19 protein-coding genes and 1 pseudogene are annotated in these 23,390 nt (G+C 66.2%); 14 read left to right on the forward strand and 6 right to left on the reverse strand.

Annotation, left to right across the window (positions count from 1 at the left end; all coding sequences use genetic code 11):
• Positions 1-92: 92 nt before the first annotated feature.
• The gene (locus QNO03_RS00245) at positions 93-1,073 is read left to right on the forward strand and encodes an ROK family glucokinase (protein WP_289602031.1); all 981 of its coding nucleotides are present in this window, start codon (positions 93-95) and stop codon (positions 1,071-1,073) included.
• Positions 1,074-1,098: 25 nt separating this feature from the next.
• Here the strand turns inward: QNO03_RS00245 and QNO03_RS00250 are convergent, their stop codons facing one another.
• Complete coding sequence (locus tag QNO03_RS00250; protein ID WP_289601256.1) at positions 1,099-1,641, reverse strand: hypothetical protein; 543 nt, start codon at positions 1,639-1,641, stop codon at positions 1,099-1,101.
• Positions 1,638-2,402, reverse strand: a complete 765-nt coding sequence (locus tag QNO03_RS00255; protein ID WP_289601258.1) for an alpha/beta hydrolase — start codon at positions 2,400-2,402, stop codon at positions 1,638-1,640. The genes QNO03_RS00250 and QNO03_RS00255 overlap by 4 nt, the downstream gene beginning before the upstream one ends.
• A gap of 167 nt (positions 2,403-2,569) precedes the next feature.
• On the opposite strand from QNO03_RS00255, the pseudogene QNO03_RS00260 reads away from it, so the two are divergent.
• Positions 2,570-3,250 (forward strand): annotated as a pseudogene (locus QNO03_RS00260) (lysophospholipid acyltransferase family protein); the annotation flags it as partial.
• A gap of 562 nt (positions 3,251-3,812) precedes the next feature.
• The gene (locus QNO03_RS00265; RefSeq protein ID WP_229947983.1) at positions 3,813-5,174 is read left to right on the forward strand and encodes a class II 3-deoxy-7-phosphoheptulonate synthase; all 1,362 of its coding nucleotides are present in this window, start codon (positions 3,813-3,815) and stop codon (positions 5,172-5,174) included.
• 48 nt (positions 5,175-5,222) lie between these two features.
• On the opposite strand, the gene QNO03_RS00270 is transcribed toward QNO03_RS00265, so the two are convergent.
• The gene (locus QNO03_RS00270) at positions 5,223-7,376 is read right to left on the reverse strand and encodes a protein kinase domain-containing protein (RefSeq protein ID WP_354003869.1); all 2,154 of its coding nucleotides are present in this window, start codon (positions 7,374-7,376) and stop codon (positions 5,223-5,225) included.
• A gap of 84 nt (positions 7,377-7,460) precedes the next feature.
• Positions 7,461-8,822 (reverse strand): lytic transglycosylase domain-containing protein, encoded by a 1,362-nt coding sequence (locus QNO03_RS00275; protein ID WP_289601259.1) that lies wholly within the window; start codon positions 8,820-8,822, stop codon positions 7,461-7,463.
• Between the two features lie 257 nt (positions 8,823-9,079).
• Between QNO03_RS00275 and QNO03_RS00280 the strand changes: the two genes are divergently transcribed.
• Complete coding sequence (locus tag QNO03_RS00280; RefSeq protein WP_229947532.1) at positions 9,080-9,433, forward strand: Rv2175c family DNA-binding protein; 354 nt, start codon at positions 9,080-9,082, stop codon at positions 9,431-9,433.
• 95 nt (positions 9,434-9,528) lie between these two features.
• On the opposite strand, the gene QNO03_RS00285 is transcribed toward QNO03_RS00280, so the two are convergent.
• Both QNO03_RS00285 and QNO03_RS00290 read right to left on the reverse strand, forming a co-directional pair.
• Positions 9,529-10,629, reverse strand: coding sequence for a polyprenyl synthetase family protein (locus tag QNO03_RS00285; RefSeq protein ID WP_289601260.1), 1,101 nt, complete (start codon positions 10,627-10,629; stop codon positions 9,529-9,531).
• Positions 10,630-10,631: 2 nt separating this feature from the next.
• Complete coding sequence (locus QNO03_RS00290; protein ID WP_289601261.1) at positions 10,632-11,132, reverse strand: hypothetical protein; 501 nt, start codon at positions 11,130-11,132, stop codon at positions 10,632-10,634.
• Positions 11,133-11,275: 143 nt separating this feature from the next.
• Between QNO03_RS00290 and dinB the strand changes: the two genes are divergently transcribed.
• The 10 genes from dinB to murD all read left to right on the forward strand — a co-directional run bounded on the left by dinB (position 11,276) and on the right by murD (position 23,389).
• Positions 11,276-12,571, forward strand: coding sequence for a DNA polymerase IV (gene dinB / locus QNO03_RS00295; RefSeq protein WP_289601262.1), 1,296 nt, complete (start codon positions 11,276-11,278; stop codon positions 12,569-12,571).
• 141 nt (positions 12,572-12,712) lie between these two features.
• Complete coding sequence (locus QNO03_RS00300; protein WP_289601263.1) at positions 12,713-13,087, forward strand: SCO2097 family morphological protein; 375 nt, start codon at positions 12,713-12,715, stop codon at positions 13,085-13,087.
• A 305-nt stretch (positions 13,088-13,392) separates the two neighbouring features.
• Positions 13,393-13,824, forward strand: coding sequence for a division/cell wall cluster transcriptional repressor MraZ (gene mraZ / locus QNO03_RS00305; protein ID WP_229947991.1), 432 nt, complete (start codon positions 13,393-13,395; stop codon positions 13,822-13,824).
• 188 nt (positions 13,825-14,012) lie between these two features.
• The gene (gene rsmH / locus QNO03_RS00310; RefSeq protein ID WP_229947537.1) at positions 14,013-15,011 is read left to right on the forward strand and encodes a 16S rRNA (cytosine(1402)-N(4))-methyltransferase RsmH; all 999 of its coding nucleotides are present in this window, start codon (positions 14,013-14,015) and stop codon (positions 15,009-15,011) included.
• Positions 15,011-15,757: a cell division protein FtsL gene (gene ftsL / locus QNO03_RS00315; RefSeq protein WP_289601265.1), complete on the forward strand. Its 747-nt coding sequence runs from the start codon at positions 15,011-15,013 to the stop codon at positions 15,755-15,757. Before rsmH ends, ftsL begins: the two co-directional genes overlap by 1 nt.
• Positions 15,758-15,803: 46 nt before the next feature.
• Complete coding sequence (locus tag QNO03_RS00320; RefSeq protein ID WP_289601267.1) at positions 15,804-17,585, forward strand: peptidoglycan D,D-transpeptidase FtsI family protein; 1,782 nt, start codon at positions 15,804-15,806, stop codon at positions 17,583-17,585.
• Between the two features lie 22 nt (positions 17,586-17,607).
• Positions 17,608-19,233, forward strand: coding sequence for a UDP-N-acetylmuramoyl-L-alanyl-D-glutamate--2,6-diaminopimelate ligase (locus QNO03_RS00325; RefSeq protein ID WP_502874538.1), 1,626 nt, complete (start codon positions 17,608-17,610; stop codon positions 19,231-19,233).
• A 6-nt stretch (positions 19,234-19,239) separates the two neighbouring features.
• Positions 19,240-20,742 (forward strand): UDP-N-acetylmuramoyl-tripeptide--D-alanyl-D-alanine ligase, encoded by a 1,503-nt coding sequence (locus tag QNO03_RS00330; protein ID WP_289601269.1) that lies wholly within the window; start codon positions 19,240-19,242, stop codon positions 20,740-20,742.
• Positions 20,739-21,842: a phospho-N-acetylmuramoyl-pentapeptide-transferase gene (gene mraY, locus QNO03_RS00335; RefSeq protein ID WP_229947546.1), complete on the forward strand. Its 1,104-nt coding sequence runs from the start codon at positions 20,739-20,741 to the stop codon at positions 21,840-21,842. The genes QNO03_RS00330 and mraY overlap by 4 nt, the downstream gene beginning before the upstream one ends.
• Complete coding sequence (gene murD, locus QNO03_RS00340; RefSeq protein ID WP_502874532.1) at positions 21,824-23,389, forward strand: UDP-N-acetylmuramoyl-L-alanine--D-glutamate ligase; 1,566 nt, start codon at positions 21,824-21,826, stop codon at positions 23,387-23,389. The genes mraY and murD overlap by 19 nt, the downstream gene beginning before the upstream one ends.
• Position 23,390: the final 1 nt, after the last annotated feature.

The raw sequence follows: 23,390 nt of genomic DNA on the forward strand, positions 1-23,390 counted from the left end.
CAGCACCCGTTCCCCGGCCCGTTCCCCGGCCCGTTTCCACCCGCCTGCAGCGCCGGCTTGCAGCCACCGAGCCGTTCCCGAACCGCCGGCCCATGCGGCTGTCCAACCGCATGCGGCGGCGCGGTCTGGCCATCGGCATCGATATCGGTGGAACAAAAGTAGCCGCGGGGCTGGTCGACGGGGACGGCCGTGTCCTGAAGCAGGCACGCCGTTCGACGCCGGGACAGGATCCCCGGGAAGTCGAGGCGGTGATCGTCGACCTGGTGCGTGAACTTTCGGTGGATCACCATGTGTGGTCCGTGGGGATCGGAGCAGCCGGGTGGATGGACCTCGCCGGCGGCACCGTGCTGTTCAGCCCGCACCTGGCCTGGCGCAACGAACCCCTCCGCGAAAACCTGGAGCGGCTGCTGCGGCGCCGGGTTTTCCTGGTCAACGACGCCGACGGCGCCGCCTGGGCGGAATACCGGTTCGGAGTGGGTGCGGGGGAGAGCCGGATGGTCTGCGTCACCCTCGGCACTGGAATCGGCGGAGCGATGGTGCTCGACGGCCGTCTGGAGCGCGGACGGTTCGGTGTGGCCGGGGAGTTCGGGCACCAGATCATCATGCCCGGTGGCCACCGCTGTGAATGCGGCAACCGTGGGTGCTGGGAACAATACGCGTCGGGCAACGCCCTGGGGCGGGAAGCCCGGGAGCTTGCGGCTGCGAATTCGCCGGTCGCCCAGGAACTGCTCCGGGCGGTAGGCGGCAACGCGGATGAGGTGACCGGCGCCGTCGTCACCCGTCTGGCCCTCGAGGGCGATCCTGCCAGCATTGAACTGCTTGACGAGGTGGGGCAGTGGCTCGGGCTGGGGCTGGCAAACCTGGCCGCGGCCCTGGACCCGGGGATGTTCGTGATCGGCGGCGGCCTGAGCGATGCCGGCGACCTGCTGCTCGAACCGGCGCGGCGGTCCTTTGCCCGGAACCTGACCGGACGCGGCTTCCGCCCCGCGGCAAGGATGGAGCGTGCGGCCCTGGGGCCGGCCGCCGGGCTGATCGGCGCCGCGGACCTGTCGCGGATTTCCGCCCGCCGGTGAGCGGCGGTTCTGGAGGGCGCTGCGCCTAGACGGCCGCGCCGTCGTCGCCGTCATCACGGTGCTGGGGCAGCCGGAAAAGCAGGTAGCCCGCCGATCCCGCGAAGACGGCGACCGTTCCCAGAATGACTGCCAGCGGGGCGTCGCGCCAGAACATTGCGAAGAGCAGCAGCAGCAGAGGGCCTGCCAGCGTGCCCAGCCAGCCCAGCACCACCAGGGGTTCCCCGGTGCCGAGCGGCGGCGGCTCGGGCGGAACGAAGCTGCCGTCGTCGTCCTCGTCCTCCGCTGCCGCATAGTCCCGCGGCCCACCTGCTGCCAGCGGCTGGTTGGCGAAGATGTCCCGGGTCCGTTCCGCCGGGGACGGCGGCGCCTGCCCGGCTCCGGATCCGCCGCGCTGCTGCGGGCCGGTGTCCGCGTTGCCGGCGTCCCCGCTGGCGTCAGGGGTGCCGCCCGGCTGGGCCTGCGGTGGACGCACGGGCTCGCTGGCGTCCATGTGTTCCAGGCGGTCCACCAGGTCCAGCCAGGCTTCCTCGTCGGTGGACTTGTTATTCTCGGGTTCGCGTTCGCTCATGCCCGCACCCCGGAGCTGACGTGCTGAATGAATTCGTGGGACCGGTCAAAGATCAGCGGCGCATCGTGGTCCATCGTGGCCACGTGATAGCTGTTTTCCAGCGGCACTACCTCAAGGTCGGCGTTGAGGAGCCTGCTGCGCAGCACGTCCATGCTGGATTCGGGCACCACCGCGTCCAACCGGGACCGGAACGCCAGCACCGGGGCGGTAACGTCCGGCAGGGAACGGGTGGTCTCCCGGAAGAGCCTGGCGAGCTGGTGCACCGCCCGCACCGGGGTCCGGGTATAGGCACCCTCATCCTGGCCTTCGAGCCGGATGTTATTGCCGATGGAGGGAGCTGATTTCAGCACGTACTTGAGCACGCCGGCGTAGCGTGCCCGGGGGTCCGAGAACGTCAGGCCGGGGTTAACGACGGCGACGCCGGCCACCGGCTGGCGCGCGGCCAGACGCAGGGCGAGCGTGCCTCCCATGGAGAGGCCGGCCGACACCACACAGTTGGTCCGCTCCCGCAGGGAGAAATAGGCGCCCTCGTAGTCCTCGTACCAGCGCTGCCACGGTGTGCGCGCCAGATCCTGCCAGGTGGTTCCGTGGCCGGGCAGCAGCGGCAGGCTCACCGCGTAGCCGCGGTCGGCGAGGTAGCGTGCCCAAGCCGCCATGCTCACCGGAGAACCTGTGAAACCGTGGCTTAGGAGCACGCCTACGCCTGCATTGGGCCCGTGCCCTTCAGACGAGAAGGCAGCAGTGCCCGGGAGGGAAGTCATATGTCTATGGTTGCATTAGAGGACCCTTTTTGGACCCTGGACGCGGCAAAATGCCGGCAGCCGTGGTGCGCGGAAATTCACCAGCGGGGACGAGCACGCATACAGTAGAGTCGGGGAACCAAACGGGTCCCTCGTAATTGTCTTGTCCGGACAGGAGATCAAGCCGCGTGTTCTATTGGGTGATGAAGACGATATTCATCGGGCCGGTGGTAAATCTTCTCTTTCGGCCCTGGGTCAAGGGAATGGATAACATCCCCGAATCCGGGCCTGCCGTCCTGGTGAGCAATCACCTTTCCTTCTCCGATTCCATCTTCCTTCCGTTGGCGGTGCCCCGCCCGGTGAGCTTCCTGGCGAAGAGCGACTATTTCAACGGCAAGGGTATTAAAGGAAAGCTCACAGCGACGTTTTTCCGCCTCGCCAACCAGCTGCCCATGGACCGTTCCGGCGGTGCCGCCTCGGCCAGCTCGCTCAAGGCCGGCGTCGACGTTCTGGAGAACGGTGGACTGCTGGGTATCTACCCTGAAGGCACACGCAGCCCCGACGGGCGCCTCTACCGCGGTAAGACCGGTGTTGCCAAGCTGGTGCTTTCCACCGGTGTGCCCGTCATTCCCGTCGCCATGATCGGCACCGACAAGGTCCAGCCGATCGGCCGGCGGATCCCCAATATCCGCCGGATCGGCATTATCGTCGGCGAACCGCTGGACTTCTCGCGGTACGCCGGACTGGAGAATGACCGTTTCATCCAGCGGTCCGTCACCGACGAGATCATGTACGAACTCATGCGTCTCTCGGGCCAGGAATACGTGGACGTGTACGCCAGTACCGTCAAGGAAAAGCTGGCTGCACGCAAGGGCGGCAAGGCTGCCCAGGCCCGGGGTGCCGCCGTGCGTCTCCCCGCTCCTTCCGCCGGAGCGCAGGACGGAACCGCCGGTGCGCCCGATGCGTTGCCCGCCGGGGACGGGGACAAACGTCCCGGTACCGTGACCATCATCGGTAAGGCGGCCAAGGGCAAGGCGGCCAAGGGCAGGGCACGTCAGCGGACCGCACGCACGGATGAAACAGGCGCGGCTGAGCCAGGCACGGTTGAAACAGGAACGGCTGAGGCAGGCAGAGCTGAAGCGGCCGTCCCGAATGCCGGAAGCAAGCGCCGCATGCTGTCCCGCCGCCGGCGGGCCGCCGCGGGTGCCGTCGATGCCGCATCCACGGACGACGGCGGCAGCGCCGACCAGCGTTCCCATACCGCCTAGGGCACCCTGGGAAACCTCGGACATCCGGGTCACCCCGGACTCCTCCCTGTGCCCGTGTTTCGTGCCGGGCGCGTGATTGTTACGGTCCTGTTTGTGTCATCGGGGGAGCAAGTACGCTTAAGTCGTGACTGACACACCTGTAACTGGCGCGACCATCCCGACCATGCTCTCGGGTGCAGCGGCGACGTCCGCGGCCCACCCCGAACTGGACACCTGGCGTTCCCTGCCCATCTCCCAGCAGCCGTCCTGGCGGGACGATCCGGGATATGACGCAGCCATTGCCGAACTTTCGATGGTGCCCCCGCTGGTATTCGCCGGTGAGGTGGACGTGCTCCGCAGCCGCCTAGCGGAGGCAGCACAGGGCCGTGCCTTCCTGCTGCAGGGCGGGGACTGTGCCGAGACCTTCGAGGCAGCCACCGCGGATAAGATCAGCGCCCGCGTCCGGACGCTGCTGCAGATGGCCGTGGTCCTGACCTACGGCGCCTCCGTCCCGGTGATCAAGATGGGCCGGATGGCCGGTCAATTCGCCAAGCCCCGCTCATCCAACGAGGAAACCCGCAACGGCGTCACCCTGCCCGCCTACCGCGGCGATATGGTCAACGGCTTTGACTTTACCCCCGAGTCCCGTCGGCACGACCCTGCCCGGATGGTACGGGCGTACCATACGTCCGCTTCCACCCTGAACCTCATCCGTGCCTTCACCCAGGGCGGGTTCGCCGACCTTCGGCTGGTGCACCACTGGAACAAGGGATTTACATCCAATCCGGCGCACTCCCGTTATGAGTCCCTGGCCCGGGAGATCGACCGCGCCGTCCGGTTCATGGATGCCTGCGGAGCGGATTTCGAAGCGCTGAAGCGCGTCGAGTTCTTCGCCAGCCATGAGGCACTGCTGCTCGACTACGAACGTGCCCTGACCCGGGTGGACTCCCGCACGGGCCAGCCGTACGACACCTCCGGGCACTTCCTGTGGATTGGGGAGCGGACCCGGGACCTGGATTCCGCGCACGTGGATTTCCTGTCCCGGGTGCGCAATCCCATCGGCGTGAAACTCGGCCCGAACACGGGCGCCGAAGACGCCCTGGCCCTGATTGAGAAGCTGGACCCCAACCGGGAACCCGGACGGCTGACCTTCATCACCCGCATGGGGGCCCGGAACATCCGCGAGAAGCTTCCCTCCCTGGTGGAGAAGGTGACGGCGACAGGTGCCCAGGTACTGTGGGTCACCGATCCCATGCACGGAAACACCGTCACGTCCCCGAACGGCTACAAGACGCGCAACTTCGACGACGTGATGGACGAGGTGCGCGGTTTCTTCGAAGTGCACGACTCACTGGGCACATTCCCCGGTGGACTGCACGTGGAAATGACGGGTGACGATGTCGCCGAGTGTTTGGGCGGAGCGGATCCCGTTGACCAGGACGCTTTCGTGGAAGGCTACGAATCCGTCTGCGACCCGCGGCTGAACCATATGCAGTCCCTGGAGATGGCATTCCTGGTGGCCGGGGCGCTGTCCCGCCGGGAATAACGGACTTCCCGCGGGAAAAGGGTTCCTGCCGGGACCGCTGCTGCCCTCCTAGACCACCTTGAGGACAATGGTGGAGCCTTCGGGTGCGGTGCCCGCGCCCGGCTCCTGGTCCCGGACCAGGCCCAGCAGCCCGCCGAGCAGGTTCTCCACTTCCACGGTGAACCCGCGGCTCTCGAGGTCTTCCCGGGCCGCTTCGGCACGTTGCCCCACGTAATTCGGAACCTCGACCATCCGCGGGCCCAGGGAGATGGTCAGCGTGACTGTCCCTCCCCGCTCCAACAGGCCGGAGGCGGGGGTCTGGGCAACCACCGCACCCTTGGGAACGGAAACGCTGTTGACCTGTTCCGGGGCGACGGCGGCCGCGAGCCCGGCGGCTTCGACCGCGTCCACGGCGGCGGCCTCGGCCAGGCCGGTCACCAGCGGAACTTCAACGGGTGCGGGTCCCTTGGAAACCGTGACATCCACCGGGGTGCCCAGCCGCAGCTGCTCATCGGGCAGCGGCTGTTGGCTGATGATGTTTCCGGCGGCAACACTTTCGCTGAATTCCTCGGTGACCGCGCCCAGCACGAGCTCCGCGTCCCGAAGGTCGGACTCGGCAGCCTCGATGGTCCGCTGTGCCAGGTTGGGTACGGAGAACATCTGAGGCCCCTTGGAAACGAGCAGCGTCACGGGCCGGAACCGACGGACCTCCTGGGTTGCTGCGGGGTCCGTCCCCACCGCCAGCCCAGCCGCCACTACTTCATCAAACACCTCGTCGGTGGTGTAGTTCAGCCCCGCATCGCCCAGCTGCGTGCCGGCCTCCTGGGCGGACACGTTGCTCACGTCCGGGATGGAGACAAGGGCACCGGGTCCGGCACCGAAGAACCAGCCTGCATAGGCAACGGCAGCAAGCAGGACTGTCAGAAGCACGGCAAGGAGGATGCCCCGGCGGCGTGGCTTGCCGCTGCGGAGGGATACCTGGGGGCGGTGGGCTTCACGGTCGCTCTGCCTGAGCCGGTCGCGCTCGTCCCGCTTCGCCAGGCGCCGGCGGGCAGCGGGGCTGAGGTCGCCGTCGTCGCCGTGATCATCGTCCCGGTCATCGTCGTCGTCGTAATCCCCGTCGGCATTGTCGGCATCACCGTGGTTGCCGGTTCCGAGTCCGCCGGCGGGGAAAACGGTAGTGTCGTTGCCGCCGCGCCGGATGACCTCGGTGGCATCACCCTGGCCAGCATCCGGGCGCAGCGAAGAGGTTTCGATGACGCTCGTGGCGGCACCGGCTGCGGCCAGGACCTCCGTGGCGCCGGCCAGCGACTCTGTCGGTGCACCGGTTGGGGCCTTCCTACCGGCCGGACCGGACGCACAGCGGTAATCCAGCTCCGCGTCATTCAGCGAGGACCGGATATGCCGCAGCTCGCCCAGCAGTGCACGGCCGTTGACCGGGCGTTCCTCGGGATCCTTGGCCGTACACCAGCGGACCAGCTCGTCCAGGTCCTCGGCCAGCCCGGGGCAGAGGACCGACGGGGCGGGCACCGTGGAGTGGACATGTGCGAAGGCCACCTGGATGGGCGCATCCCCGGTATACGGCTGGCGCCCGGTGAGCATTTCATAGAGCATGATGCCGGCGGAATAGACGTCACTGCGTTCATCCGCGCCGCCTGCAGTGACAAGTTCGGGTGCCAGATAGGCGACGGTGCCAACCAGGGTTCCGGTATTGGTATTGGTGGACACCGCGCGGGCCAGCCCGAAGTCGGCGATCTTGATCCGGCCGTTGTCCGCGAGGAGCACGTTCTCCGGCTTGACGTCACGGTGGACCAATCCGGCGTCGTGGGCGGCGGCCAGCCCTTCCACCACTGCATCGAGCAGGGCCAGGGCCAGGCGCGGCGACAGTGTGCCGCGCTCGTCCAGCAGTCCCCGCAGAGTCCGCCCGGGCACGTATTCCATCACGAGGTAGGCCAGGCTGTCGGTGATGCCCTGGTCCAGGACACCGACGACGTGCGGGTGGGACAGGCGGGCGGCGGACTTGGCCTCACTTTCGAATCGGCGCAGGAAGCCACGGTCCGCAGCGAGGTGCGGGTACAGCACCTTCAGGGCCACATCGCGATCCAGGCGGCGGTCGGTAGCGAGGTAAACGGTGGACATCCCGCCGCGCGCCACCAGGGACCTGACGAAGTAACGGTCGTCTACCAGCGTCTCAACGAGGGAGTCTTTCACGGGCTCATGCACTATTTGATCCTAATGGCGGGACGCGGAAGGGCCCGGATCGACACCCGATCCGGACCCTTCAGCTGCACTCTGTTGCTGCCGTGGCTACTGGAAGGAGGCCCGGTGGGCAAGCACCGAACTCACGTAGGCGCGTGTGTCTGCGAACATGCCGTGGGTGCTGACGGAGTACTGGCCCTGGTAGTAGGACGCGATGGCGTTCTCCATAGTGTCGCTGCTGCGCAGGAGCGCACTGATGATCGCTACGCCTGCGGTGGCGTTGTCGTAGGGATCGAGCAGGTTCAGCTGGCGGCCTACCAGCTGGGAGGCCCATTCGCCGGAGGAGGGAATGACCTGCATGGTGCCGATGGCATTTGCGGGGGAGACGGCGCGCTGGTCGAAGCCGGACTCCTGGAAGGCGAAGGCCTGAGCCAGCGCCGGGTCAACACCCATCTGCACTGCGGTGTCAGCAACGATCTGCTGCATCTGGGCGCGGCCGGGAACCGGCAGCGAATTGAGCGTCTGCTTGTTGAGGTTGGCGCCGGCCACCGTGTGCTCGGGGTAGGTGTAGTGCAGGAACGTGCTGGGCACCAGGTCCGTAGGCGCGGCGGCCACGGGTGCGGAGGACGTGACACTGACGGTGCTGCCGTCAACGCTGATCTTCTGGCCGGGGTGGATCACCGAGGTCAGGGACAGGCCATTGGCGGCAAGGATGCCGGAGAGGCTGACGCCGTGCTTGGCCGCGATGGCACCGAGCGTGTCGCCGGCAACAACCGTGTAGCCGCCTTCGGTGCCGGCTGCGGTCTGCACGGCTGCCGGAGCTGCGGGAGCGGTAGCAGGTGTCTGGCCGTCGACCCGGACGGTCTGGCCCGGGTAGATGACGGAGGTGAGGGTGAGTCCATTGGCTGCAAGGACACTGGAGAGGCTGACGCCGTGCTTGGCGGCGATGGCACCCAGGGTATCCCCGGACACAACGGTGTAGGTTCCGGCGGAGGCGCCCGGAGCGGGCGCGGCAGGCGCAGTGGAATCAGCGGAGGCACCGCTCAGGCGCAGGTCGTCTCCCGCGAAGATCAGCGACGTCGCCTGCAGGTTGTTCACCCGCAGCAGTTCCGTCACGGAAAGTCCGTACTGTGCGGCAATCGACGTGACCGTGTCGCCGGAAACGATCCGGTGGGTGGTGGGAACCGAAGACTCGGCCGGCAGAGTTGCCGGAACCTGGGTGGCCAGCTGGGAAGCGGTGACACCGGTGGCCGCCCCGGTGTTCAGGTTCTTGATCGCCTGAAGGGGAAGCTGGGGGAACAGGGAGTTCTGCGGTGCCGCGGGGGCGGCGTCGGCGGGCTCGGCGAAGGCCAGAGCGGAGATCATCACTGCAGGAATGGCAGCGGTCGTGGCGGCAACGCTCAGCTTGCGCGGCATTCCGGTGGAACCGGGACGCGCCGCTGGCGTTCCCGTTGTCGACTGAGCGTTCATATGGTGATGTTTCCTCATCTGTGATGGCCGCGGCCTTTACCGCAAATCCTTGGATTAAAAACAAGTAATGGGACAGGTGTTACTTATGTTGTTTCTGTTACTACTGATGCGTTAGTTACTCGTGTGATTTAAGGTACTCATGTGAATTTACACTAAGCAGGCAGCGGCACAATACCTGAGTAGGTCATTTTGTGTTTCAGTTCGGTTGCCGAACGGCCAAGTGGCCCGCGGCGCCCCGGACGTGGCACCCTTGAAGGGTGAATGAACTCGAGGAACTCGTTTCCGACTGGCTGACCCTGCCCGATGTGGCTGAACAACTTGATCTCCCTATTAACAAGGTGCATAGCCTGCTGGAGGAGCGAGCCCTGGTGGCTGTGCGCCTCGGCGAGCGGAAGATCCGCAGCATCCCCGCTGCCTTTATCGCCGATGGATCCGTCCTGGACAGTCTGAAGGGCACCATTTCGGTGCTCGACGACGCCGGCTACCACGACGAGGAAATGATCCGCTGGCTCTTTACAGCGGACGACACCCTGCCGGGCCGCCCCGTGGACGCGCTCCGTGAGGGACGCAAGACAGAGATCCGCCGCCGCGCCCAGGCGCTGGGCTGGTAGCAGCATCCACCCGCACTGATAAAGAGGGAGCTGGCCGTCCATGACGGCCGGCTCCCTCTTTCTCTACGGGTCTTCAGGTGCCGGGGCCGGATCGGCTAGGCGCTGCGTTTGACGGCCGAGTGGGCCAGCGCATCCAGGGCGGCCCGGGAGATATCGTCCACCTGAAGCGCGGACAGGGCAGAGAACGCTGCGTCCGTATGCTGCGCGATGAGTTTTTCGGCTGCCGCCAGCGCCCCGGTATCCACAATGATCCCGCGAAGGTGTTCCACGCCGTCGTCGTCCAGGTCTGGATCCCCGAGCAGGGCCGTCATCTCCTTCCGGACGTTCTCGCCGCCACCGGACAATGCATAGGCGATCAGGACCGTCCGCTTGCCTTCACGCAGATCATCTCCGGCCGGCTTGCCTGTGGTGAGTGGATCTCCGAACACACCCAGGACGTCGTCGCGCAGCTGGAACGCTTCACCCAGCGGGAGGGAGAAGCGGGAATATCCGGAGAGGAGTTCCGCGTCCGCGCCGGCCAGGGCGCCGCCCAGACCCAGGGGGTGCTCAGTCGTGTACTTGGCGGATTTGTAGCGGAGGATGTTCAGGGCCCGCACGACGGCGTGCTCGGGATCGTAGCCGGGGCCTGCCACCTCTTCCCGGATGTCCAGGTACTGCCCAGCCATGACCTCGGTGCGCATCCGGTTGAAGATCCGCCGGGCCTCGGTGCCGTGCGCTGCCCTCGGACCGACGGCCGAGAACATTTCCTCGCTGAGGGACAGGCACAGATCGCCGGCAAGGATGCCAGCGGAGGAACCGAAGTGGGGTCCGTCCAGATGCCACTGGAACTGAGCGTGTGCCAGGGCGAACGTGCGGTGGACGCTCGGACCGCCCCTGCGCGTGTCGGACCGGTCAATAATGTCGTCGTGGATCAGTGCGGCGGTCTGGAACAGTTCCAGTGCCACCCCCGCCCGGACGGCTTCCGGCTCCAGCGCGTTACCCCCGGCGCCGCGCCAGCCCCAATAGGCGAGAAGTGCGCGGAGCCGCTTGCCGCCGCGGGCCAGGTTATGCACGGCCTCCAGCAGCGGCAGTGCTTCCGGGGAAACCCCGGCCAGGACGTCTCCCTGGACTGCCAGGAAATCTTCTAGCTCGGCGGCAAGCAGGCCGCGGTACGCCGTCTGTTCCTGCTGTGCGGATTCGAGCGGAGTGGCTGGCACGGCTACTTCACCGTTTCTGCGAGGACTGAGGCGCCGACTGTCACCGTTGCCTTGCCTCCGTCCTTTGCCACGGTGGTGATGTTTACCGTTTCCGGTTCGCCGCTCCCGGTGCGGACGTAGTCCCGGGAAGCGGGGGACCCCGGTGCGGCCTCAGCGGCCGTGAAACCCTGTGCGACGAGTTTGGCGTCGTAGAAGGCGAGGATCTCGGCGGCTGGTGCGTCCGAAGACTCGACCAGGACGGCGGTGAGGGTGGCGCCGCTGCGGTCGACCGTGCTTGAAAGGAGATCCGAACCCTCCATAACCGGGATGAGGTTGGAGGGGAACCCCTCGGCGAGGGCAACGGGCGACGCTGTGGGGGAGCCTGCCGTCCCGGAGGCAGCGGACGAGGCCGCAGGCGAACCGGCGGTGGAAGGGAAGTCGCTTCCTTCCTCCGTGCCGGTGGTGCATCCAGTGGCTGCCAGGATCAGGGCCGCGGCAGAGAGCGTCGTGAGGGTCTTATTCATCGTGTTCCACATCGGTGGGGGGCAGGGTCCTGCCACCCAGTCTAGGGGAACCGGACCCGGTTCCACGGGGATGGTTAGGGCTCCGAAGCACCGGGCTTCCAGCGGGGGCGCGGTAAGGGGGCGGGGCTGGCTACGATAAGGGAGTGAGTAATGGTCCCGACGCCGGCAGCGGCAACCGCGACTGCACCATAATGCACGTGGACATGGATGCCTTTTATGTCTCCGTCGAGCTGCTGAAGCGCCCGGACCTGATCGGCAAGCCTGTCATCGTGGGCGGGCTGGGCGGCCGCTCCGTGGTTCTGTCGGCATCCTATGAAGCGAGGCGGTACGGCGTCCGCTCCGCCATGCCTATGGCAGTTGCCCGCAGGCAGTGCCCGCAGGCAGTGGTCCTGGAGCCGCACCAGGACGTCTACCGGACGTATTCCGGCCAGCTGATGCAGATCTTCGAATCCATCACCCCGCTGGTTGAACAGCTGAGCGTTGACGAGGCGTTCCTCGATATTGCGGGGTCCATGCGCAGGCTCGGTCCACCGCGCGTCATCGGAGAGCTCATCCGGAAGCGGGTGGCTGCTGAACTGGGCATGACGGCGAGCGTCGGCATCGCCGCCACCAAGTTCGTGGCGAAGATTGCGTCCACCAGGTGCAAGCCCAACGGGTTGTTGCTGGTCCCCAAGGAACAGACCGTGGAGTTCCTCCATACCCTTGATGTTTCCGCCCTCTGGGGCGTTGGCGCCAAAACCCGCGAGGTGATGGCCAGGGTCGGCATCGCTACGGTGGCGGACGTCGCGAATACTCCGCCTTCGGTGCTCCGCCGGCTGCTCGGGGCAGTGGGGGACCACGTCTATGAACTGTCCTGGGGCCGGGATGCCCGGGCGGTGACTCCGGTGCGGCGGGAGAAAAGCATCGGTGCCGAAGAAACCTTCGCCTCCGACGTCAGCGACGATGAGGTGCTGCATACGGAACTGCTTCGCCTTGCACACCGCAGCGCGGTCCGGCTGCGGGCGGCGGGCCTCCAGTGCAGGTCGGTCTCCCTGAAGCTCCGCTACGCCGACTTCACTACGCTCACCCGGACGCGTACGCTGCGCGAGCCGGTCGACAGCGCGCAGATGATCTATGAGACTGCCAAGGGTTTGCTGACGGCCCTGGGGCCGCGGCCCCAGAGTGTTCGGCTGATTGGACTCCGGGCGGAACAGCTTGAGTCCGCCGAGGGCGCGTCGATGCAGCTGACCCTGGACGGGCGGGAAGACAGCTGGCGCTCGGCCGAGGATGCACTGGACCGGATCAACCGGCGCTTCGGTGAACTTGGAGTGATGCCCGCGCGGCTCATCGCCCCGTCCCAGCGGAAGTCCCCGGCGGAACCGGACCAGCTGCCGGGCTTATCTTCCGATGCGGGTCCGCCTCCTGGGGCAGGCGGCGGGCGTACCCGGCCCAATACGTAGACGGGCCGCTTTCGTGCGGACGGGTTGCCACCTATCCTTGGACTAAGTGCAAAGCAGCAGCGGGCCCGCGCGGGGAACATTCGGCGCTATACGTTCGTTGGTTGGTTTACAGGGGCACAACCGGACGGCAAGGAGGCAGCAATGGCACTGTCGGAACACGAACAGCGCTTGCTGGATCAACTGGAGCAGCAACTACACGCCGAAGATCCGAAATTCGCGAACTCAATGGCGACGTCCGCTGGCCGTGGGATCTCGACGAGGCGCATAGTCCTCGGCGCGTTGCTGGCCATTGCGGGATTGGCGGTGCTGCTGCTGGGAATAACGGAAGCGGGCATCCCGGTCGGTGTCCTGGGATTCCTTATCATGGGGGCAGGGGTCTACTACGCAACTACCCGCGGCCGGAAGACTCCACCCAAAGCCGCAGTCGGGCGCAAGGAACGCGAGTCCAGTTCGCAGCGCGGCTTTATGAACAACCTGGAGAACAAGTGGGAAGAGCGCAAACGCGACCAGCCGTAGACAGGCTGCCCCACCGGGCTTAACAGCTCCAAAAACGGATCCGTTTCGACGGGTCCTTTTTTGTGTCCGGTTTTGTTTCCGGGCGTGCTCGGACTCCTTTCCCCGGTGAATGTCCGACGCCGTGATCCCTCCACTTCTCCCCACCCGGCCCGATCCGCACCAGCCTGCGGTTTTCGAAACCGACGCGCCCGGAATCCGGGCGGCGAAAGCGTTGACTGTGGAGGGAAGTGGAGTAAAGTGGGGGACATAAGAGGGTAGGGGCGGTACTCGAGGGGTTTTCCCCGAATCAGACAGGGCGGTGCGTGATGTTCCTAGGAACGCATTCACCGCGCCTCGATGAGAAGGGAAGGCTGATCCTGCCGGCCAAGTTCCGCGAGGAACTGGCCGACGGCCTGGTCTTGACCAGGGGCCAGGAGCACTGCATCTACGTCTTCAGCCAGAAGGAATTCGAACGGGTCCACGACCAGATGCGGGAAGCTCCACTTTCCTCCCGCCAGGCGCGGGATTACATTCGGGTCTTTCTCTCGGGAGCCTCTGACGAAGTTCCAGACAAGCAGGGCCGGGTAACCATTCCTCCGGCACTGAGGTCGTACGCAGGACTCGGACGCGAGCTGGTGGTGATTGGTGCCGGCACCCGCGCTGAGATCTGGGATGCAACCGCTTGGCAGAACTACTTGGCGGAACAGGAAACCGCGTTCTCGGAAACTGACGAAGACGCGATTCCCGGAATTTTCTAGCAGTACCAATACATGACCAGGCCCAGGCGGGGCCGGGTCTTGGATGAGATCTCCCGCCGCCCCACCGCGGTCCACCTGGCTTCCCTTCCCCGGAGCCAGGCGGGAACGCAGCGGTGAGGCGCGGATGGGGGTCTGATTCAAGAACCGGCTGCAGGGCAGACAACATAATGAACGGAAGGAAGCCTCAGATGAGCGAAGAGCGCCCCACCGAGGAACGGCATGTTCCGGTGCTGCGCGACCGCTGCATCAATTTACTGGCTCCTTCCATCGAACGCGCTGTTGCAGAGCATGGCCGCGCCGTGGTGGTGGACGCCACCTTGGGCATGGGCGGGCACAGCGAAGCCATGCTGCAGCGTTTCCCCCAGCTTCACGTGATCGGAATTGACCGGGACCGTCAGGCCCTGGCACTGGCCGGTAAGCGGCTGGAGCCCTTCGCGGACCGGATCGACCTGGTCCACGCGGTGTACGACGAGATTGCGGACGTCGTGACCGACCTTGGCTTCGACGGCATCGACGGCGCCTTGTTCGATCTGGGCGTTTCCTCGCTCCAGCTCGATGAGCGTGACCGGGGCTTCGCATACTCCTACGACGCACCCCTGGACATGCGGATGGACACCACCCGCGGACGCACCGCTGCAGACGTCGTCAACACTTACGGCGAAGCCGAGCTGGTCGGCATTATCCGTAAATGGGGCGAGGAAAAGTTCGCAGGACGCATTGCCTCGGCCATTGTCGCGGCACGCGCCGCAAAGCCCTTCACCACCACCGGCGAACTCGTCGAGGCCATCCGGGGCGTCGTTCCGGCGGCAGCCGCACGGACCGGTGGGCACCCGGCCAAGCGGACCTTCCAGGCCCTGCGCATCGAGGTCAACGAGGAGCTGGATGTCCTCGAACGGGCCATACCGGCGTCGTTGTCGGTGCTCAACATGGGCGGCCGCGTCGTGGTGATGTCCTACCACTCGCTGGAAGACAAAATCGTCAAGGGCGTCTTCGCGGCTGGTGCACAGTCCTCTGCGCCCAAGGGATTCCCCGTTGAACTTGAACAACACAAGGCCCAGCTCAAGCGGTTGACCAAGGGCACCGAGGTGCCCACGGACGAGGAAATCGCAGAGAATCCCCGGGCAGCCTCCGCCAAGCTCCGCGCAGTAGAACGAATCCGCAAACCCATGGACGGGACCAGGAAATAATGAGTGAACTTCGGCCTTCGGCCCGCTTCCGCACCGGAGCTGCCGCACCGGCCTTTGAGGGCAACACTGCGCGTGCCCTGGACTGGGATACGGCCGCGCCGCAGGAGGCCCCCGCTGTCCGGCGGCGCACTCCGTTGTCACTGGTCCCCGCCGCGGCCCGCCGCCGTCGCGCCCCCTTCGCCGTTTTCTGCTTTGCCGCCCTCGTGCTGGGTCTGGCCTCGGTGCTGCTGCTCAACATTTCGGTATCCAGCGGACAGTACGAGCTTGTGCAGCTGCAGGGCGAGAAAGCCGAACTGGCCCAGCGCAACGAAGCCCTGACCCAGGAAATCGAAAACCACCAGGCACCCCAGGTGCTGGCCGCCGCGGCCGTGAAGCTGGGAATGGTTTCCTCACCCAGCTTCGGCACCATCGACCTCAAGACCCTGGCCGTAACAGGCAGCCCGGAGGCAGCCAAGGAAGGCGATCCCGCGAAGCTGCTGATCGGTGCGCCGAGTGTTTTGACACAGCCGATTATGCCCGCGCCGTCCGTGGCTGCCGAGGAACCCCGGGATACGGTGAGGGCGGTCGAGGAGCAGGAAGAAGCCGCTGCACGTGCAGCGGCAGCAGCCATGCCCCCCGCCCCGGTGGAGGCACCGGCACCGGAGGCCGCCCCCGAGGCAGTCCCGGAGGCAGCCCCGGAGGAAAACTCAGCAGCGGAACTGAACGGCGGCACCATCCCCGCACCGGTACAGCGAAGCGGAAACTGATCCAGGCCGACAGGCATCGAATTTTAGGCATAATCGAGGACACGTTGTGGCACAAACATCCGGCCCGGACAACCACAGGGTGGCCATCGTTACCGGGCGGCTGCGCGCCGGACTGATCCTGGCCCTGGCAGTGCTGACCATCCTGGGGCTGAAGCTTTTCCATGTGCAGGCACTGGACCCGGACGGCATGGCGCAGAGCGCCGTGGACAACCGGCTCGTCACCGTTTCGGTACCGGCGCTGCGGGGAAGCATCCTCGATTCCAAGGGCAACTACCTGGCCCGAAGCGTTGAGCGGTTCGACATTGTGGTGGACCAGCGGCTGTCCCAGGACATCGAGGAGAAGTTCAAGCGCCGCGACGCCGAAGGCAAACTCCAGGAGGTCACCTTCGACCAGGCCTTCGAGGAACTCTCGGTGATCCTCGGCCAGGACACGGCTACCCTGCGCTCGGCACTGCTGGGCGATAAGGGCTTCAACTTTGTGGCCAAGACGGTCACCCCCGAAACCAAGGAAAAAGTCCTGGCCGTCAAGTTCCCGGGAATCTACGCGGACCGGACCACCCTGCGGACCTACCCCTCGGGCTCAGTGGCCGGATCGATCGTGGGCTTCCTCGGCACGGAGGGCGCCCAGGAAGGCCTCGAACTGACGCAGGACGAAATCCTCGCCGGTGAAGCGGGGAGCAAGACCTACGAAATCGGCGGAGACGGCATCCGCATCCCGTACGCCACCAACGAGGACGTACCCGTCCACGACGGCGAGTCCATCAAGCTGAGCATCGACCAGGATCTCCAGTGGTTCGCCCAGCAGACCATTGCGGCGCAGGTGGAGGAATACGAAGCCGAGTGGGGCAACATCGTTGTGATGGAGGCGGACACGGCACGCGTGATTGCCCTGGCGGAATCCACCACGGTGGATCCGAACAACCCCGGGGCAACCCCGGCTGAGTCCCGCAAGGCGCGGTCCGTTACGGACTTCTTCGAGCCCGGTTCCACCACCAAGGTCATCACCATGGCGGCCGCGATTGAGCAGGGTCTCACCACCCCCGAAACACGGCTGGAGATCGAACCCACCTACACCGTTGACGGCCAGACCTTCAAGGACGCCGTTCCGCACGGGACCGTCCACATGACCGTGGCCGGTGTGCTGGCAAAGTCCATGAACACCGGAACGGTGATGGTCGGGCAGCAGCTGACGCCGCAGGAGCGGTACGACTGGCTCCGGAAGTTCGGGATCGGCCAGCCGCTGAACGTCGGGCTGAACGGTGAGACCGCAGGCCTGCTGCCCGAACCCGACGCCTGGGACGGACGGCAGCAGTACACCGTTCTCTTCGGCCAGGGCCTGACGCAGACGGCGCTGCATACGGCGAGCGTCTACCAGACCATTGCCAACGACGGCGTGCGCATCCAGCCGAGCATCATCGACTCTGTCATCACCGAGGACGGCACCGAGCAGCCGGTGGAAAAGGAACCGGGTACGCGGGTGGTCTCCGAGGACACTGCGGAGCAGGTCCAGCACATGATGGAAACGGTCACCAAGGACGGCTCCGGCAAGACAGGGGAGTTGAAGCAGTACCGGGTCGGTTCCAAGACCGGTACGGCTGAAGCCCCCGGGCCCAACGGCGGCTATTCAGGCTCCACCCTCTCTTATGCTGGTATTGCACCCATGGACGATCCGAAGTACGTGGTTGTGGTGACCCTCCAGCGGCCCCAGGGCGACCTCTACTACATCATTCCGGGCCAGTCCTTCCAGAAGGTCATGGAGCAGACGCTCGTCAGCAACAACGTCCCGCCCTCCACCGGTCAGCCTGTGACCTACCCCATTGAGTACTAATTCCTGGAGCATTGAAGTGCCAATAAGTGAAAACCAGCCCACCGGATCCGGTCTCCGCCCCGGTGCCGTTGATCCGGTGACCGTGCGCGCCGCGGTGCAGGCACTGCCTGCGCAGCTGCGGGACGTTGCACCTGCCGCAGGCACGGCGGAAGCAGCCTGGGATACGGAGCTAACGGGACTCACCATCAATTCCCGTGAGGTGCTCCCCGGCGACCTGTATGTGGGCGTTGCCGGTGCCCGGCACCACGGCGCACGCTTCGCAGGTGCGGCCGAAGCCGCCGGAGCGTCGGCGGTCCTGACCGACGAGGCAGGGCTGGCGCATCTGTCCGGCCTGCATATTCCAGTCTTCGTTGCCGGGGAGGTCCGTCGGCTGGTGGGTCCGCTGGCCGCTGCCGTCTTCAACAGCGTTCCCGCGGAGGGGCCCCGCCCCACCCTGTTCGGAATCACGGGCACCAACGGCAAAACCACCACCTCCTACTTCATTAACTCGCTCCTGCAGGCGCTGGGGCGTACCACCGGACTGATCGGCACGATCGAGATCCTCGCCGGCGGAGAAGCCATTCCCAGCGTGCTGACCACGCCCGAATCGCCGCAGGTGCATGGGCTGCTGGCCCTGATGCGTGAGCGGGACCTGGACGCGGCGACGATGGAAGTGTCCTCCCACGCGATCACGTACCGCCGCGTGGACGGCGTCCGCTTCGACGTCGCCGGGTTCACGAACCTGACCCAGGACCACCTGGACCTGCACGGATCCATGGAGGAGTACTTTGCCGCCAAGGCAGCACTGTTCCAGCCGGACCGCGCACGCCGGGCCGTGGTCACGGTGGACGATGACTGGGGAGCGAAGATGGCAGCCCGGGCGGGGGTACCCGTCCTGACCCTGGCCACCGACGGCACCGGCCGCAGCGCTGACTGGTCCGTCACGGACGTTGAGCCCCGCGGACTCGGACACTCCTTTACGCTCCGCGGCCCCGAAGGGGAGCAGCTGCGGGTCTCCACCGCCCTGCCCGGCACCTTCAATGTGTCCAACGCCGCACTGGCCACCGTGATGGTGCTGGCCTCCGGCGTACCAGCGGATACCGTCCAGCGCGCGTTGGCGGAACACGACCCGTTCACGGTCGAGGTGCCCGGCCGCATGCAGCTGATCGGCGAGGAACCGGCAGCCATTGTTGATTTCGCCCACAACCCCGATGCGCTGACCCGCACCCTCACGTCCGTGCGCCGTCCGGGCGGCGACGCCCGGGTGATCGTCGTCTTCGGTGCCACCGGTGAGCGGGACCAGACAAAGCGCCCGCTGATGGGGGCCATCGCGGCCCGCCTGGCCGACGTCGTCGTGGTCACCGACGATGACCCGCACGGCGAGGATGCGGCCGCCATCCGGGCCGATGTGCTGCGCGGCGCCGAAGCCGCCAAATCCGGCGAAGGCCTGCCGTGCGTCATCGAAGAGGTGGCACCCCGGGCCGCTGCGATCGACCGCGCCGTGGAACTGGCACGCCCGCAGGACACGGTCCTGGTGGCCGGCCGGGGACACGAAGTCTGGCAGGAAGTGATGGGGGAGAACCTTGCCCTCGATGACCGCGTGGAACTGCGGCAGGCTTTGACAAGATACGGATTCACTGCCCTTTCCAGCGACGGGGTAGAGTCCTAAATCGTCATGATTGAACTTAATGCAGCCGAAATAGCGGCAATTACAGGCGGCGGGCTGATCGGCCCGGCCGCGCAGACTCCCGGTCTCGTCGTGACTTCGGCCACCACGGATTCACGCGAAGCCGTGCAGGGTACGCTCTTCATCGCCAAGCCCGGAGAGAACTCCGACGGCCACCTCTTTGTGGGCGCTGCCTTTGCCCGCGGCGCCATGCTGGCGCTCGTGGAACGGCCGGTGTCCGACGACGACGGCGGGCTCTACCCGGCCGTGATGGTTCCGGACGTCGTTGCTGCCATGGGCATGCTGGCCGCGGAGATCGTCCGCCGGCTCCGCGCCCACGGTGAACTGACCGTCATCGGGATCACCGGCTCGGCCGGAAAGACCACTACCAAGGACCTGCTGGCCGGCGTCCTGACCGAGGCGGGCCCCACCGTCGCACCGGTGGGTTCCTACAACGGCGAGGTGGGCCTTCCGCTGACCGTATTCACCGCCGGTTACGGGACCCGCTATCTGGTGATGGAAATGGGTGCCACCGGAATCGGGCACATCCGCTACCTCGCAGACATGGTGAAGCCGGACATCGGGGTTGTCCTGTTTGTCGGCTCCGCACATGCCGGTGAGTTCGGCGGCGTGGAGAACATCGCCGTCGCCAAGGGCGAACTCGTTGAATCGCTGCCTGCCAACGGCACAGCCATCCTGAACGCTGACGACGTGCGGGTTGCCGCCATGGCCGACCGCACCGAAGCTCCGGTCCTGTACTTCACCTCGTCTCCCGAGGCCGCACACGGGGCAAAGAACGCCGTCCGCGCGCTCGATGCCCGGACCGACGCCGAGGGCCGTCCCGTCTTCACCCTGCTGCTGCCCGACGGCAGCCGGCACGAGATCCGTTCCGGACTCATCGGAGCCCACCACACGGCGAACCTGCTGGCCGCCGCTGCCGCCGCCTACGCGGCCGGCATCCCGGGGGAGCAGATTGCCGCAGGCCTGTCCGGCCGCGCCGCAGCGAGCCGCTGGCGCATGGAACGGACCGACCGCGCCGACGGCGTCACCGTGATCAACGATGCCTACAACGCCAACCCCGAATCCATGCGTGCAGCCCTGCGCACCCTGGCCGAACTGGGCCGGGAACGGCGCACCTGGGCCGTGCTGGGGGAAATGCTGGAGCTGGGCGAGGACGCCGTCACCGAGCACGACGCCATCGGGCGCTACGCGGTCCGGTTGAATATTTCCAAACTCATTGTTGTGGGCACCGGTGCCCGTGCCATGCATACCGGCGCGGTCATGGAAGGTTCCTGGGGAGAAGAATCCACCTTTGTGGAGACGGCGGAGGACGCCGAGCGCATCCTCCGGGAATCCCTGGCCCCCGGCGACCTTGTCCTGTTCAAATCCTCCAACGGGGCGGCCCTGCGCTACCTCGGCGATCGGATAGCCTTGTCCCCTGTACCACCGTCCGCAGTAACTGATCCGGCGTCCACGCCGGCGCGTACCGAAAGGACCGGAGACAACCTGTGATCTCCCTGCTTGTAGGGTCTTCGCTGGCTCTGGTCTTTGCCTTTGCCGGAACACCCCTGTTCATCCGTTTCCTGGTGCGGAAGGGCTACGGCCAGTTTGTCCGCGACGACGGCCCCACCTCGCACCACACCAAGCGCGGCACGCCCACCATGGGCGGTGCCGTCATTGTGGCCTCCGTGGTTGCCGCATATTTCCTCACCCACCTAATCAGCGGCATGCTGGGCTTCGGAACCTTCAGCCCGACGGCGTCGGGACTGCTGGTCCTGCTCCTCACCGTGGGCATGGGGATGGTCGGTTTCATCGACGACTACACCAAGATTTCCAAGCAGCGCAGCCTGGGCCTGAATGCCAAGGCAAAAATCATCCTGCAGGCCGCCGTGGGTATTACCTTCGCCGTGCTGGCCCTGCAGTTCCCCAACAGTGAGGGACGGACTCCGGCGTCGACGGCGGTCTCCTTCATCCGGGACACCGGAGTCGACTTCGCCTTTGCGGGCGCCGTGCTCGGCGCGGTGCTGTTTGTGATCTGGTCCCTGATCATCATCACCGGCACCACCAACGGCGTGAACCTGGCCGATGGACTCGACGGGCTGGCTGCGGGTGCGTCCGTGCTGGTGTTCGGCGCCTACTTCCTGATCGGGATCTGGCAGTACAACCAGAGCTGCGGCTCACCCGGCGCCGAAGGCGTCTGCTACGAAGTCCGCGACCCGATGGATCTTGCCCTGCTGGCCGGCACCATGGCGGGAGCCCTCATCGGTTTCCTCTGGTGGAACACCTCACCCGCGAAGATCTTCATGGGCGATACCGGCTCCCTGGCGATCGGCGGCGCCATCGCGGCCTTCGCCATCCTCTCCCGGACCGAACTGCTGCTGATCATCCTGGCCGGCCTGTTCGTGATCATCACCCTTTCGGTCATCATCCAGGTGGGCTACTTCAAGCTCAGCGGCGGTAAGCGCGTCTTCAAGATGGCACCGCTGCAGCACCACTTTGAACTCAAGGGCTGGGCCGAGGTCACCGTGGTGGTCCGCTTCTGGATCATCGCAGGCCTCTGCGTCGCCGTGGCCCTGGGCATCTTCTACGCCGAATGGGTGGTGGGAAGTTGAGCGCGCCACTGGCCGAACTGACCACCTGGGACGCTGACTGGGCGGGCCTGCGCGTCGTCGTCACCGGCATCGGCCTTTCCGGCTTTTCCGCGGCGGATACCCTGATTGAACTCGGTGCCCGGGTAGTGGTTGTCGACGCCCGGGATACCGCGGAGAACCGGGCCAAGGCCGACACCCTCCGGATCGTCGGTGCAGCCGACATCCTGCTCGGAAGCGACGCCGTGGCTGCGCTCCCACAGGTCGACGGCGCCGCCCCCGACCTTGTCGTGACGTCTCCCGGCTTCCGGCCCACCCACCCGGTCCTGGCCGCCGCCGCGGCAGCGGACATCCCGGTCTGGGGAGACGTCGAACTGGCCTGGCGGGTACGCATCCGTGAAGGCCGCAAGACCGCCCAGTGGCTGGCCATCACCGGAACGAACGGCAAGACCACCACCGTCTCCATGACTGAAAGCATGCTCCGCGCCGCCGGGCTGCGTGCCATCGCGGCAGGCAACGTGGGGACCCCGATCCTGGACGCCATCCGGGATCCGGAAGGCTACGACGCCATTGCAGTGGAGCTCTCCAGCTTCCAGCTGCACTGGACCTACTCCATGTCCCCGCTGGCCAGCGTGTGCCTCAACATTGCCGAGGACCATGTGGACTGGCACGGGTCCTACGAGGCCTACGTGGCCGACAAGGCCAAGATCTACGAAAACACGCAGGTTGCCTGCATCTACAACGCCGAACAGTACGAGACCGAGCACATGGTCGAGGAAGCCGACGTTGTGGAAGGCTGCCGGGCGGTCGGTTTCACCACCGGCGTGCCGGCGGTCAGCATGGTGGGAGTAGTCGAAGGACTGCTCGTGGACCGCGCCTTCATCGAGCAGCGCAAGGATTCCGCCGCCGAACTGGCGGCCATGACGGACCTGGGGGAGTACGCTCCCCGGCATATGGTTGCCAATGCGTTGGCCGCCGCCGCGCTGGTGCGTGCCTACGGCGTCGAACCGGCAGCGGTCCGCGACGGGCTGCGCGCCTACTCACCCGGCGACCACCGGATCCAGCCCGTGGCCCACGTCAATGACGTTCTCTGGGTCAATGACTCGAAGGCCACCAACCCGCACGCCGCCTCGGCGTCGCTGGCTGCCTTCACCAGCGTTGTCTGGATTGCCGGGGGCCTCTCCAAGGGCGTCAGCTATGGCGATCTGGTGACCGAACACCGCGGCCGGCTCAAGGCCGTCGTGCTGATCGGTGCCGACAGCGCCGATCTGCAGGCCGCGCTGGCGCAACACGCCCCCGATGTGCCGGTTCTCCACGCACTGGGGGAGCAAACTGGAAAACAGCAGTTGGCGGCACCCGTCACCAGCGCCGAAGAGATCATGGTCCGGGCCGTGGCTGCGGCGGCCGAAGTGGCCGAAGCAGGAGACACCGTGCTGATGGCGCCGGCAGCAGCTTCCATGGACCAGTTCACTTCCTATGCCCACCGCGGCGAGGCTTTTATCGAAGCCGTTGCAGGGTATGTGAGTGAACAGCAGGCACCGGGACAGGCACAGACTCCAAAGGAGCCCTAGA

This window comes from Arthrobacter sp. zg-Y877 (genome assembly GCF_030373105.1).
Taxonomy (GTDB): domain Bacteria; phylum Actinomycetota; class Actinomycetes; order Actinomycetales; family Micrococcaceae; genus Arthrobacter_B.

Excerpts from the sequence above, each read along its gene's own strand:
- ftsL (WP_289601265.1), top strand. The coding sequence starts at position 15,011 with ATGAGTGAACTTCGGCCTTCGGCCCGCTTCCGCACCGGAGCTGCCGCA.
- QNO03_RS00300 (WP_289601263.1), top strand. The coding sequence starts at position 12,713 with ATGGCACTGTCGGAACACGAACAGCGCTTGCTGGATCAACTGGAGCAG.
- QNO03_RS00255 (WP_289601258.1), bottom strand. The coding sequence starts at position 2,402 with ATGACTTCCCTCCCGGGCACTGCTGCCTTCTCGTCTGAAGGGCACGGG.
- QNO03_RS00265 (WP_229947983.1), top strand. The coding sequence starts at position 3,813 with ATGCTCTCGGGTGCAGCGGCGACGTCCGCGGCCCACCCCGAACTGGAC.
- QNO03_RS00245 (WP_289602031.1), top strand. The coding sequence starts at position 93 with ATGCGGCTGTCCAACCGCATGCGGCGGCGCGGTCTGGCCATCGGCATC.
- QNO03_RS00290 (WP_289601261.1), bottom strand. The coding sequence starts at position 11,132 with ATGAATAAGACCCTCACGACGCTCTCTGCCGCGGCCCTGATCCTGGCA.
- QNO03_RS00330 (WP_289601269.1), top strand. The coding sequence starts at position 19,240 with ATGATTGAACTTAATGCAGCCGAAATAGCGGCAATTACAGGCGGCGGG.
- QNO03_RS00275 (WP_289601259.1), bottom strand. The coding sequence starts at position 8,822 with ATGAACGCTCAGTCGACAACGGGAACGCCAGCGGCGCGTCCCGGTTCC.
- mraZ (WP_229947991.1), top strand. The coding sequence starts at position 13,393 with ATGTTCCTAGGAACGCATTCACCGCGCCTCGATGAGAAGGGAAGGCTG.
- rsmH (WP_229947537.1), top strand. The coding sequence starts at position 14,013 with ATGAGCGAAGAGCGCCCCACCGAGGAACGGCATGTTCCGGTGCTGCGC.
- QNO03_RS00250 (WP_289601256.1), bottom strand. The coding sequence starts at position 1,641 with ATGAGCGAACGCGAACCCGAGAATAACAAGTCCACCGACGAGGAAGCC.
- murD (WP_502874532.1), top strand. The coding sequence starts at position 21,824 with ATGGGTGGTGGGAAGTTGAGCGCGCCACTGGCCGAACTGACCACCTGG.